The organism is Paenibacillus sp. P22 (assembly GCF_000469945.2).
GTDB lineage: Bacteria > Bacillota > Bacilli > Paenibacillales > Paenibacillaceae > Paenibacillus_O > Paenibacillus_O humicus.
The window spans coordinates 1-11,615 of the sequence record NZ_CBRA020000034.1; the positions used below are offsets into that span (position 1 = coordinate 1).

Genomic DNA, 11,615 nt, shown 5'->3' on the forward strand with positions numbered 1-11,615 from the left:
CCGGGGCCGGACGCTCCGGGCTGATGGGCCGCGCCTTCGCCATGCGGCTGGTGCATCTCGGGCTGACCGCCTATGTGGTCGGCGAGACGGTCACTCCGGGCATCGGGCCCGGCGGGCTGCTCGTCATCGGCTCSGGCTCCGGCTCTACCGCAAGCTTGCTGGCCATGGCCGCCCGCGCCGGCGAGCTTGGCGCCTCCGTTGCGCTTGTGACGACCAAGCCCGAATCTCCGATTGGAGCCTCCGCCGATCTGCTCGTCCGGCTGCCCGGAGCCGCCAAGGACGAGCAAGGGGCATCCACCATTCAGCCGATGGGAGCCCTTTTCGAGCAAGGACTGCTGCTGTTCTACGACTCCGTCGTGCTCCGGCTGATGGAGCTTCAAGAGCAGGACGGACGTCAGCTGTACGGCCGCCATGCGAACCTCGAATAGCCCATTTGCAGCTGCCCGCGCGGCGCCCCAGGCGCTGTGCGGGCTTTTTGGCATGCGGAGGCCGCGATTAGGCCCGAAGGGACAGTTGTAGTATGATTGGGGCATAGAGACGAACAGACTGGAGGCCGGTGCAATGGCCCATGAAGTGAAGGATCGCATCAACCTGAAGGAAATCAACTGCGAGAAGGAACTGACGCTCGCCGTCATCGGCGGCAAGTGGAAGCTGATCATTCTCTGGCATCTCGGCACGGACGGGACGAAGCGCTTCAGCGAGCTGAAAAAGCTGATCCCCGCCATAACGCAGAAAATGCTGACCAATCAGCTCCGCGAGCTGGAAGAGGACCGTCTGGTCGCCCGCAAAATCTATCCCGAGGTGCCGCCGCGGGTGGAATACTCCCTGACCGGCTACGGAGAAAGCCTCATGCCGGTGCTGCGCCTCATGTATGACTGGGGCCGAAAGTACGGCGACGAAGTCATCGGGAACGGCCGGGGCTGGCCGGTCGAGGCTGCCGCATCGCAGCCGGCTTCGAGCCTGGACTAGACTCTGTGGGCAGGAGCGGCGGCCTGCCGCCGAGGCTGCAATGCAACCCCGGTTCGCGTGATCGATGGCCAATAAGGGGACTCTATTCAACGCCCATCCTTTGAAACGTCCCGCTTGCGAACAGAGCTGCTTGTCATCCGCCCATTCAAAGGTTTCTCCAAAGAATAGGCTTTGCATGAGCTGCTTGGCCTATTGGCCATATGATGTGCCCGTAAATTCGACACCTTTTACTGGAAATTTTCTTTTTCAAAAAGGCTATGTCAACTTCTATTGTTGATTTGTGACCATAAGAAAACCGCCTTTGTGAAAAGGCGGTTAATTGGACTATCGTCTCTCGATGGCTTAATCACCTTAAGCGGCAAGGTCATCTTGCCGTCTGATATACGAGACCTATTGCTCCAGAATCGAAGGTCTTGTTTTCAATTAGCCTAAGATTGATCTTTTCCTTGAGACCTTGGAATAACGGCAATCCCTTGCCGATCAGGACAGGAGAAACCGTAATTTTATACTCATCAATCAAATCAAGCTGCATCAGGTGGTGTGCGAGCCTAGGACTGCCGAAGGGATGACCGGAGCTTTCTTCGCCTTGCTGCGACAGCATCCGGCCCATCGCCTGGCCCATCGCCATTCCGGCTCCGAGGCCGATGCCGGCGCCGGCGCCTCCGTCCGGGTTGTTGGCCGCCTCCCGGATCGCTTCGGCGGATTGGTACTTCATATAGGTGTCCAGATTGCCCACGATTCCCATGGACGATCTGCGGTCGATGGCGCGCTCCACTTCTTCGGGGAGCGACAGGTTCTCGATCGTGAGGGCGGTGAGTCCAAGCCCCATGGAGGCGAATTGGGGCTGCAGCTTGGCGGCCGCGGCGCTTCCGAGCTCGTCATACGATGCGGCGAGATCGATGACGGGAATCCGCGATTCGCCCAGCAGGTCGCTGATTCCGGACACGATGACGGATTTCAGGTAGCTCCCGACATTTTCCGCCGAGAAGGCCGCTTGGGTGCCGAAGATTTCCCGGAGAAACACCGCCGGATCATGGACCTTCAGGGCGTAGTTGCCGAAGCCGCGCAGCCGCACCATGCCGAACTCCGCATCCCTCATGATGACCGGGTTGGAGGTCCCCCACTTGAGCTGCGTGAAGTTGCGCGTGCTGACGAAGTAGACGTCGGCCTTGAACGGCGAGTTGAAGCCGTACTTCCACGATTTGAGGGCGGTCAGAACCGGCATGTTCTGCGTGCTCAGCGTATAGGTGCCGGGGCCGAAAACATCGGCGATCTGGCCTTCGTTGACGAAGACGGCCGCCTGCGACTCGCGCACGACGAGCTTGGCTCCCATTTTGATGGCATTGTCGTAGACGGGGAAACGGTAGACCATGGAGCCGGTGTCATCCAGCCACTCGATCACTTCGATGAATTGGCCCTTCAGAAAATCGAAAAGTCCCATGCGACGCCTCCGATCGGTAAGGTTTTACCCTATTATAAACGCTGGATGGGCCGATTCGACACCGTTTGGTAAAAAGAACGGAGGGAACAACAAAAAAACCGCTGCCTCAGGCACCGGTTGTAAGGGTTTGTGATGGTCGAGACGACAGGATTTGAACCTGCGACCTCTTGCTCCCGAAGCAAGCGCTCTACCAAGCTGAGCCACGTCTCGAAAACTTTGCAAAAAAATAATAGCATGGATGCAAAGGAGCTGTAAAGATGGAAGAAGCCCTTCATCCAAAGGACGAAGGGCTCACGCTCATTTGCACACGTATTCGGTCAAAACGGCTTGAAGCTCGTAAATATTGAGAGACTTGTTGAACGTCTTCGAGACCGGCGTCGGACTGCCGGATACCCAGAACTTCAGCTCGGCGTCCAGATCGAAGTGGCCGGCGGTCTCGACAGCGAAATGCGTAATGCTTTTGTACGGGTACGAATGGTACTCCGTCTTCTTGCCGGTCAGTCCCTGCTTGTCGATGAGGATCAGCCTGCGGTCGGTGAACAGGAACATGTCTCGTATCAGCTTGTAGGCTTTCTCCACGCGTTCGTTCCGGCCCAGCATATGCTGGAATTCCTTCTGCACCTCGGCAGGAGCAAGCTCGGATGCATTTCCCATCAGCCCGTCGAATAAGCCCATTGATTATCGCCCTTTCCTTCATTCCGCTTTCCTCTTCTAACGCGCCATGAGGGAAAAAGTTCCATTTATACGGGGAAGGAAATAAAAAAGAACCGCACAAGCGTACGGTTCCCGATCATTTAAGTAGAAATGGCGCGCCCGATACGATTCGAACGTACGACCTGCAGTTTAGGAAACTGTCGCTCTATCCTGCTGAGCTACGGGCGCGCATCGGATTTACTATACCATGGTTGACGGCGTCCCTGCAACCGGAGGCGTCAATCCGACACGGCCATCAGGTAGGACGGGCGCAGCGACTCCTTGCGGACCGCAATCGGATAGTTGACCCCTCTCCAGGTCCGGAATGCCGTGTTGAACACGTACAGCCGGTCATCGGCAGCCAGCAGGCGATGCGTGTCGAGGCAGTACACCATCCTGGCGTCCGCGGCGAATTGCTCCTTGCGTTTCTTTTCCATCCTCATTCATCCATCCTTCCGCTTTCGTTCCTATCAGCTTTCCCGTCGAGCGAGCCCGCCAGACCTGTTCTCTGTCTCTATTTCTATGAGGATGGGACGAGATTCAGAACTTGAAGCCGGCAAGGAGTATGGCGGAAGCTTTATTGCTTCGTATCGTTCTATCTGTTATGCTTTGTGTATAACAAACATACGGTAATAAAGGGAGGAGGACGCCGCCATGATCGTCTCCATCGACTACGAGTCCGACACTCCGCTCTATACGCAGCTATATGACGAAATCGTCCGAGGCATCGCATCGGGCCGGCTGGAGTCCGGGGAGAATCTGCCCTCGGTCCGCAGCCTCGCCGGCGACCTCGGCATCAACCTGCATACGGTCAACAAGACGTACCAGCTGCTGAAGCAGGAGGGCTTTGTCCATATCCACCGGCAAAAGGGAGCGGTCGTGCAGCCGGCCGGCTCGCTGCCAGTCACGGATGCTTTTCGAACGCGGATGGAGCGGCAGCTGGAATCGCTTGCCTCGGAGGCGTTATGCCGAAGCATGCGGGAGGAAGAGTTTCTGGAGAGATGCCGAAGCGCCTATCGGAGCATCCGGCCTCAAGCAAGAGATACGCATGAAGGGGGAAGGGAGCGATGAACATGTCTTTGTACGGATTCGGCTTGACGATGGGGGCTGTCTATGTGCTGGTCCTGGCCGTGGCGGCTTTCCAGCCTTCTCTTGCTCCGCGGAATATCCTGTTCGGAATCTCAATTCCGAAGTCGGCCGTCGACGATGATGCCGTCCGCAAGCTTCGCCGTTCCTATACGGGTCAGGTGATCGGGTACGGCCTCGCATTCGGCATCCTGGTTGCCGCGGGAATCCTTTGGAAAACAGGCGGGACGATGCCTGTCGATGACACGCAATGGCTGGCGACGCTGCCGGTCGGCGCTCTGCTGGCGCTGTTCGGCATTTCGGGAGGCCTGTTCGTCGCTTTCCATCAGAAGGCGGAGCGCCTGAAGCGCGAGTCAGGCTGGCAGGAGGAGAGAAGGACCGCCGCCAGCCTGTCGCTCCGCAAGGAACGGCTCCACTACCCGCTCTATGCCTTTGCTCCCCATCTGCTCGTTATCCTTATTTCTGCCGGAGCCGCTTGGCTGCTGTACGACAAAATACCGGACAGCATCATTACCCACTACAACGCTCGAGGAATTCCGGACCGGATTCAGGACAAATCCTACGGCACTGTGTTCGAGATGAATCTCGTCCAGCTGTTCATGCTGGCCATATTCATCTTCGTCAACTATACGACGGGGGCAGCCCGGATGAAGATCGATCCGGCCGACCCGGAGCGCTCGGAGGAGCAGCAGCGCCGCTATCGCAAGGGAATGTCCTTGCTGATGCTCCTGCTGGGCCTGGGCATGGTGATCTTCATGGGATTCCTGCAAGCCTTCATGCTGTACGGGGGAAGCCGGATGAATGGAGTCCTGATCGGGGCGGCGGGCATTGCGCCGCTTGTCATGTCGGCGGCTGCCGTCGTCAGCATGATGAAGCTCGGCAAGGGCAGGATGGAGGCTTCGAGACCGGGGGAGGATGCGAAATGGAAGGCGGGAGCTTTCTATTGGGACCGGTCGGACTCCGCTATTTTCGTCGAGAAACGGACGGGCATCGGATTTACGCTCAACTGGGGCCATCCGGTTTCGTGGGTGATCCTCGCCATTATCCTTGGATTTGCCTTGGCCCCCTTATATTTGAATCCTTAGTCCTATTCAAATGAGCCTAAAGTCCTGATCTGAAACCGGATTTGTCGAATATTTCCACCATTTATCGTTATTTTGTCGACAAGTTATTACAAACAAATCCTCCCCATACGGGTATAATAAAGAACAGCCCGACGGAAGAAGCATCCAGGTGAGGAGCGTAGCTTGAGCGACGATATGATGAGGAACGAACGATTGGAGAGGCTGCAGGAGCTGCGCAGAAGGCTATACCAGGCAGCGGAGGAACGGGGAAGCCTCACGGATCCCGAAGTTCTGGCCATCAGCGAGGAAGCGGACCGCTTGATTGTCGAGCTGCAGCAGCAGCAGCGCGAGTTCAAGCTCGAACGAATATGGAAACAAGGGCCTGCGGCCCGGTGAGCAAGAGAGCGGATGATGCCTCCCTTGAGAACCGGAGCTGCAGGCCCTTACTTTGTTCTTACCGGGTGGAACGGGATTTGCGCAGACGTCTGAAAAAATCGGTGAGCAGCGAAGCGCACTCCTCTTGCAGCACCCCGGACGTAAGCTCGGCTTCATGGTTGAACCTCGGCTCATCCAGAAGATTCATCAGCGTGCCGGCGCAGCCGGCCTTTGGATCGGGAGTGCCGTACACAACCCGCTTGACCCTGGATTGGACCAAAGCTCCGGCGCACATCGGGCAGGGCTCAAGCGTGACGTACAGCGTGCAGTCCAGCAGCCTCCACGCGGCAAGGCTCCGGCTCGCTTCGCGGATGGCCAGCATCTCCGCATGCGCGGTGGAGTCGGGGATCGATTCCCTCAAGTTGTGGCCGCGTCCGATGATCTTTCCCTCATGCACGATGACGGCGCCGATCGGCACTTCTCCGATCGCTTCCGCTTTTCGGGCCTCGGCGATCGCCTCGCGCATCCAGCGTTCATCTTCTTCCTGACGAAGCAAATCAATCTTTCCTTCCTGAAGCGGGTTTATGGACTTATTGTCCCCGATACCCGTGGCGGATGCAAGCCGCTTGTCAACAGAATCTGTGCATAAAAGGCCGAAGCAAGCTTGCCCGCCCGTTCCTGCCGTCAAGCAGTGACTTTCGACAGAGAGGGAATGTCGAATAATAGCGTTTTATGCTACGAACAAACATTCTTTTGTTAACATGTTGTGCACAATTTTGTGGATAACTATAAATTATTAGAATCTTCCCGCAAACTATCCACTGAAACGCTGTGTACAACTCCCCGAAAATGTTGATAAGTCATCATTTTTGTGGACAGAGCTGTGAATACATCCGAGGAAGAGAAGAAGAGGACGTTGAACTGTGGATCAAAAGTCCTTTTATGCCGTTTGACCCTGAACAGAAGAGGCCGCAGTCTGGGTATATGTGGTATCATCTGGATATTGATCCTCTTATAAGGATGTGTCCGGCATTGTCCGTCAAAACCAGGCTTTCCCTTATCATTTCCTTGCTGGTCAGCGTGATGCTGGTCCTGAATGTTTTCATCAACGAGCACTTTATCCGTCGGGAACTGAATTCGCAGAATGCCATGTTCTCGGAGACGGTAGGCCGTCAAACATCGGTATTGGTGGAAGACTTTCTGGAAGGAAGAGAGAAGGAGCGCGAGAAAGCGGCGACGATACTGCGCCATGCCATCGAGGGCGCGGCAACTCTGGTAGGGGGAGCGGAGAACGTGGCCAGCCTGAGGAAGGTTGCCAAGCTGACAGGAGCCGAAAAGCTGGAGCTGCTGAAGCCGGTGTCCGGAGGCTACCGGGTAACGGCTTCTAGCGACGCAAGCCGGATCGGCCAGATGGCGCTCAAAATGAGCGACCTTCCTGCGGAGTGGGCAGGCGGACCTCCTGCAAGCGGGGAGCGCTATCTCATGAAGGACACCTTTTCCGATGGAGACAAGGTGCCCGTATCGTGGGGCTATTACGCCGATTCCGAACATCCTTACATACTTGCATTGACAATCTATTCACACGGATACTCTCCGGACACGCTGATCGAGCAAGTCAGGACCTATCAGCCCGAGGTGCTTGAGATCGGCATCTGGAGCATGAGCGGGCAAAAGGGGGTTGACGCCAGCGCCTTGAAATACGGAAGCGAGCAGTACACTTCCGATTCGCGCGGCATCGAGCTGATGAAGCTGGCGGAAGCCGGCAAGGCACAGTCGGAACAGGCGGTCATCGGGGGCAAGTCCGTGCTCCGGTCCTGGTATCCTTTCGAGGAAGCGAAGAACAGCAATTACGTCATCTCTGTCGTTGTCGACCGGACGCAGATCGAGAATCTCTCCTCCATGCACCGGCGCAACCAGATCGGCAGCTCACTGCTCATTCTGGCCGCGACGCTGATCGGGACATGGGTCATCATCCAACTGCTCCTGCGGCCTCTCAAGGGGATTCTGCACAAAGTCAACGAAGTCGCGTTCGGCAGGTTCGACCGGGATATCGAGGTGAAGCGCAGCGATGAGATTGGGGAACTGGCGAGCCGCATCAACCATATGTCGGGAAGCTTGAAATCGTATACGGACAAGCTGAAGGCGGCCGTCAATGAAAATGCGCTCATGAAGGAAGAGCTGGAATCGATCTTCAACAACACGGCCGATTCCATCGTCATCATCGGCTTGGACGGGAACCTGCTGAGGGTCAACGAATCCTTCCTCCATACATTCGGGTATTCTCCTGCGGACATTTCCTCTTTGCGCATTACGGATGTGGTCCATCCCGTCGAGCATGCCTACAAGCATCCGGAGCTTGCCCGCATGCTCCAGGGGGAGGCGCTGCCGCCCGGAGAAGAGAAGTGGCGCCACAAGGACGGGGATTACCTGACGGTGGGCGTGACGATGTCCGCCGTCCGCAACTCGCAGGGGGAGGTGTGGAGCCTGGTGGCGGTCGCCCGCGACGTCACCTCCAGAGCGAAGATGGAAGAGCTGCTGCGGCAGTCGGAGAAGCTGACGACGGTCGGCCAGCTCGCTGCCGGCGTCGCCCATGAAATCCGCAATCCGCTGACGACGCTGCGCGGTTTCCTCCAGCTGCAGCAGCAGAGCGGCAGGCTGAATCTGCAGCATAACGACATCATGCTGGCCGAGCTTGACCGGATCAATCTGATCGTAAGCGAATTCCTCATCCTGGCGAAGCCTCAAGCCGCCAAGTTCGAGATCAAGGATGTCCGGTACACGCTGGGCGACGTCATCTCGCTGCTGGACAGCGAGGGCCATCTCAAAAATGCCGTCTTCCATACCCGCTTCACGACGGACAGCTGCCTGATCTCCTGCGAGGAGAACCAGCTCAAGCAGGTATTCATCAATGTCATCAAAAACGCGATCGAAGCCATGCCGCAAGGCGGCAACGTATACTTCGACATCCAAAGGGAAGAGCCGAATTCCGTCCTGGTCCGGATCACGGATGAAGGGATCGGCATTCCGGAGGATATCATACCCAAGATCGGGAATCGTTTCTTTACGGGCAAAGAAACCGGAACGGGGCTCGGCATCATGGTGAGCCAGCGGATCATCCAGAGCCATAAAGGCCGCATGGAAATCCAAAGCAAGCTGGGCCAGGGCACATCCATCCTCATTACGCTGCCCATGTCTCCCGATCGGCGCAGCGGCGGAGACGGAGCGGCTTCTTGAGAGCGGCTGAGGGTGTGGTACAATGGTACCATTGAAGCTGCTGCCGAAGCGGCGCTTAGGCAGGCAGCAAGAGCCGAGGTGGATCGATTGCGTATCAATAAATGGATCAGCGAAACGGGGTTCTGCTCCCGCAGGGAAGCGGACAAGCTGGTAGAAGGCGGACAGGTTACGATCAACGGCGCGCTTGCCGTCCTGGGATCCCAAGTCCAGGACGGCGACGAGGTCCGGGTGAAGGGCGAGCTGGTATCCGCCCACCGGGGCCACGTCTATCTGGCTCTGAACAAGCCGGTAGGCATTACGTCGACGACGGAGTCCCACATCGAGGGCAATATCGTCGATTTTGTCGGCCATAAGGAACGGATCTTCCCGATCGGACGCCTGGACAAGGATTCCGAGGGGCTGATTCTGCTCACCAACGACGGAGATATCGTCAATCGGATCCTCCGCGCGGAAGGGCGCCATGAAAAGGAGTACGTCGTGACCATCGACCAGCCGGTCACGCCGATATTCCTGAAGGGAATGAGCGAGGGCGTCCGCATCCTCGGCAGCATGACGCTGCCCTGCAAGGTGGCCAAGGTCGGAGAGAGGACATTCCGGATCATTCTCACCGAGGGCAAGAACCGGCAGATTCGGCGCATGTGCAGCGCTTTCGGCTACAAGGTGCGCCGGCTGCAGCGGCTGCGGATCATGAACATCCAGCTCGGCAGCCTGCCGGTCGGCAAGTGGCGCGATCTAAGCCGCGAGGAGCTGCAGCAGCTGTTCTCCGATCTGGACTACGAGCCGGCTTCGCCCGCAGGAAGCCGGAGCTGAACCGGCGGCAGGGATCAAGCTGCCGATGGAGCCGGCTGAGGGGGGGCCGGAGATGTCTGCGAGCCCCTGACGCCGCCGCCGAGCGCTGCTCGTGCGAGCCCTGCTAAAAAGAAAAGCCCCGCTTTCTCCGGTTCGACCGGCGAAAGCGGGGCTTTTGTCTACTTGAACACTTCCGATACTTCGCTTTTGGCTGAAGGCTCGGCGTAGTTGCGGATGATGGACACCTCGACCCGCCGGTTCTTGGCTCTGCCGACATCGGTGTCGTTGGTGGCCAGAGGCTTGTACTCGCCGTAACCGACGGCGCTGAAGCGCTTGGGATCGAGGTTCGAATTGAGCAGAAGGACGTCCATGAAGCGGACGGCGCGCATCGTGCTCAAATCCCAGTTGGAGCTGAATTCGGAATTGTTGATCGGCTGGTTGTCGGTATGGCCCGACACCATGATCTCGTAGTTGGGATACTTCTGCAGCATGCCGCCGATGAAGGTGCCGAGCTTGCGGGATTCGGGCTTCACCGCCGCGCTGCCGGAAGGGAACAAGGCGCGGTCGCTGATCGTAATCATCAGGCGGGACTGGTTGAGCTTCGTCTCCAGCTGGGTGCTGAGGCCGTTGTCCTTGATGTACTTGTCCACCTGGCGCTTGAGCTTCTCGAGATCCTCCTGCTCCTTGCGCATCAGCTCCTGCATCGCCTTGTCCAGGCTCTGGGAGTCCTGGGTCGACTGGGAGGAGGACTGTCCCTGCTCCTTTTCCTTCTTGTCGGATACCATCGCCTGGGCGTCGATCGACTTGTAGCTCTCGAGGACGCCGTTGCCTCCGCTGAGGGCGATGTTGAAGGCGCGGCTCATCTGCTCGAACTTCTTGGCGTCGACCGAGCTGGAAGCGTAGAGAACGATGAAGAGGGCGAGCAGCAGGGTGAGCAGGTCGGCATAAGGGATGAGCCAGGACTCGTCCACATGCTCTTCGTGGTCGTCGTGCTTATGTTTCTTGCTCAATGAGCTTCCCTTCTTTCGATTCCTGCATTTGGATTCGTTCCTTCGGCGTCAGGTAGACCGACAGCTTCTGGTTGATGGCGATCGTGGAGACGCCGGATTGGATGGAGAGGAGGCCTTCGACCATCATGAGCTTGAGCTGGATCTCGCGCTTGGAAATCCGCTTCAGCTTGTTGGCGATCGGATGCCACAGCACGTAGCCGGTAAAGATGCCGAGCAGCGTCGCGATGAACGCGCCGGCGATCGCATGAGCCAGCTTCTCCATGTCGCTCATGTCCGAGAGGGCCGCGATGAGGCCGACTACGGCTCCGAGAACCCCGAGCGTAGGGGCGTAGGTCCCGGCTTGGGTGAAGATGAGGGCGCCGGCCTTGTGCCTGTCCTCCGTCGCCGCGATGTCCTCGAGCAGCACCTCGCGCACGAAGTCCTGGTCGTTGCCGTCGATGATCATGCGCATGCCGTTCTTCAGGAACGGATCCTCGATGTCCTCGACTTTGGTCTCCAGAGCGAGAAGTCCTTCGCGGCGGGTTACGGAAGCCCAGTCGGCGAACATGCCGATCAGATTTTGGCGGGAGAGCAGCTTGGGACTGAAGAAGACGAGCTTCAAGAGAGTCGGAAACTTGGCGATCTCCGACATCGGGAAGCCGATGAAGAGCGCCGCGGCCGTTCCGACAATGATGATCATAAATGCCGCCGGGTTGGCGAGATTGTGGAGCGGAGCTCCCTTAAGCACCATGCCGACCAATACGGCGGCAAAACCCAGTACAATACCGATGAATGTGGATTTTTCCATAATACACCCCGTCCAAAAATGGTTGATGACAGGCTCTCCAAGCGCCGAGGCGATGCGGAGCCGAGCCCTTTGTGTCCTATATATCGACTTCTCGGCTGGTTGCGATTAGAGAAATTTTGGCTTTTATTGTGTCACCAGGCGTTAAGGCCCCACATATCCGTGTACAA

12 protein-coding genes, 2 tRNA genes and 2 pseudogenes are annotated in these 11,615 nt (G+C 57.7%); 7 read left to right on the forward strand and 9 right to left on the reverse strand.

Going from position 1 to position 11,615, the window contains the following annotated elements:
- Together hxlB and BN871_RS07335 are read left to right on the forward strand one after the other, a co-directional pair.
- The coding region (hxlB, locus tag BN871_RS07330; RefSeq protein WP_048745200.1) for a 6-phospho-3-hexuloisomerase at nt 1-428 on the forward strand (428 nt) is incomplete at its 5' end.
- Nucleotides 429-561: 133 nt separating this feature from the next.
- Nucleotides 562-969: a helix-turn-helix domain-containing protein gene (locus BN871_RS07335; protein ID WP_048745201.1), complete on the forward strand. Its 408-nt coding sequence runs from the start codon at nt 562-564 to the stop codon at nt 967-969.
- Between the two features lie 364 nt (nt 970-1,333).
- Here BN871_RS07335 and BN871_RS29845 read toward each other — a convergent pair.
- The 6 genes and pseudogenes from BN871_RS29845 to BN871_RS07360 all read right to left on the reverse strand — a co-directional run.
- Nucleotides 1,334-1,528: pseudogene (locus BN871_RS29845) on the reverse strand (dihydrofolate reductase family protein); the annotation flags it as partial.
- A gap of 189 nt (nt 1,529-1,717) precedes the next feature.
- Nucleotides 1,718-2,410, reverse strand: a pseudogene (locus BN871_RS29850) (SPFH domain-containing protein); the annotation flags it as partial.
- 133 nt (nt 2,411-2,543) lie between these two features.
- Nucleotides 2,544-2,620, reverse strand: a tRNA-Pro gene (locus tag BN871_RS07345).
- Between the two features lie 87 nt (nt 2,621-2,707).
- Nucleotides 2,708-3,085: a PH domain-containing protein gene (locus BN871_RS07350; protein ID WP_021881280.1), complete on the reverse strand. Its 378-nt coding sequence runs from the start codon at nt 3,083-3,085 to the stop codon at nt 2,708-2,710.
- Nucleotides 3,086-3,215: 130 nt separating this feature from the next.
- Nucleotides 3,216-3,292 (reverse strand) — tRNA-Arg (locus BN871_RS07355).
- Nucleotides 3,293-3,342: 50 nt separating this feature from the next.
- Nucleotides 3,343-3,540 (reverse strand): hypothetical protein, encoded by a 198-nt coding sequence (locus BN871_RS07360; protein ID WP_048745202.1) that lies wholly within the window; start codon nt 3,538-3,540, stop codon nt 3,343-3,345.
- A 217-nt stretch (nt 3,541-3,757) separates the two neighbouring features.
- Between BN871_RS07360 and BN871_RS07365 the strand changes: the two genes are divergently transcribed.
- The 3 genes from BN871_RS07365 to BN871_RS07375 all read left to right on the forward strand — a co-directional run bounded on the left by BN871_RS07365 (nt 3,758) and on the right by BN871_RS07375 (nt 5,649).
- Nucleotides 3,758-4,174, forward strand: coding sequence for a GntR family transcriptional regulator (locus tag BN871_RS07365; RefSeq protein WP_021881282.1), 417 nt, complete (start codon nt 3,758-3,760; stop codon nt 4,172-4,174).
- Nucleotides 4,171-5,274 (forward strand): DUF1648 domain-containing protein, encoded by a 1,104-nt coding sequence (locus BN871_RS07370; protein ID WP_021881283.1) that lies wholly within the window; start codon nt 4,171-4,173, stop codon nt 5,272-5,274. The genes BN871_RS07365 and BN871_RS07370 overlap by 4 nt, the downstream gene beginning before the upstream one ends.
- Before the next feature lie 162 nt (nt 5,275-5,436).
- Nucleotides 5,437-5,649, forward strand: coding sequence for an aspartyl-phosphate phosphatase Spo0E family protein (locus BN871_RS07375; RefSeq protein ID WP_021881284.1), 213 nt, complete (start codon nt 5,437-5,439; stop codon nt 5,647-5,649).
- Nucleotides 5,650-5,707: 58 nt separating this feature from the next.
- Here the strand turns inward: BN871_RS07375 and tadA are convergent, their stop codons facing one another.
- A complete protein-coding gene (gene tadA, locus BN871_RS07380; protein WP_127508001.1) occupies nt 5,708-6,184 on the reverse strand; it encodes a tRNA adenosine(34) deaminase TadA in 477 nt (158 codons plus the stop codon).
- A gap of 476 nt (nt 6,185-6,660) precedes the next feature.
- Here tadA and BN871_RS07385 point away from each other — a divergent pair, with 476 nt between their 5' ends.
- Nucleotides 6,661-8,862, forward strand: a complete 2,202-nt coding sequence (locus BN871_RS07385) for an ATP-binding protein (RefSeq protein WP_053086949.1) — start codon at nt 6,661-6,663, stop codon at nt 8,860-8,862.
- Nucleotides 8,863-8,949: 87 nt separating this feature from the next.
- A complete protein-coding gene (gene rluF, locus BN871_RS07390) occupies nt 8,950-9,672 on the forward strand; it encodes a 23S rRNA pseudouridine(2604) synthase RluF (protein ID WP_048745203.1) in 723 nt (240 codons plus the stop codon).
- 158 nt (nt 9,673-9,830) lie between these two features.
- Here rluF and motB read toward each other — a convergent pair whose 3' ends face one another.
- Nucleotides 9,831-10,661, reverse strand: a complete 831-nt coding sequence (motB, locus tag BN871_RS07395) for a flagellar motor protein MotB (RefSeq protein ID WP_021882141.1) — start codon at nt 10,659-10,661, stop codon at nt 9,831-9,833.
- Nucleotides 10,645-11,448 carry a flagellar motor stator protein MotA gene (motA, locus tag BN871_RS07400; protein WP_048745204.1) on the reverse strand — a complete coding sequence of 268 codons (804 nt, stop codon included), beginning with the start codon at nt 11,446-11,448 and terminating at the stop codon, nt 10,645-10,647. Before motA ends, motB begins: the two co-directional genes overlap by 17 nt.
- Between the last annotated feature and the right edge of the window lie 167 nt (nt 11,449-11,615).

Bases quoted from the DNA above. Each gene is read 5' to 3' on its own strand.
- BN871_RS07370 (WP_021881283.1), top strand. From the start codon at position 4,171: ATGAACATGTCTTTGTACGGATTCGGCTTGACGATGGGGGCTGTCTAT.
- BN871_RS07365 (WP_021881282.1), top strand. From the start codon at position 3,758: ATGATCGTCTCCATCGACTACGAGTCCGACACTCCGCTCTATACGCAG.
- BN871_RS07350 (WP_021881280.1), bottom strand. From the start codon at position 3,085: ATGGGCTTATTCGACGGGCTGATGGGAAATGCATCCGAGCTTGCTCCT.
- motA (WP_048745204.1), bottom strand. From the start codon at position 11,448: ATGGAAAAATCCACATTCATCGGTATTGTACTGGGTTTTGCCGCCGTA.
- BN871_RS07335 (WP_048745201.1), top strand. From the start codon at position 562: ATGGCCCATGAAGTGAAGGATCGCATCAACCTGAAGGAAATCAACTGC.
- BN871_RS07360 (WP_048745202.1), bottom strand. From the start codon at position 3,540: ATGGAAAAGAAACGCAAGGAGCAATTCGCCGCGGACGCCAGGATGGTG.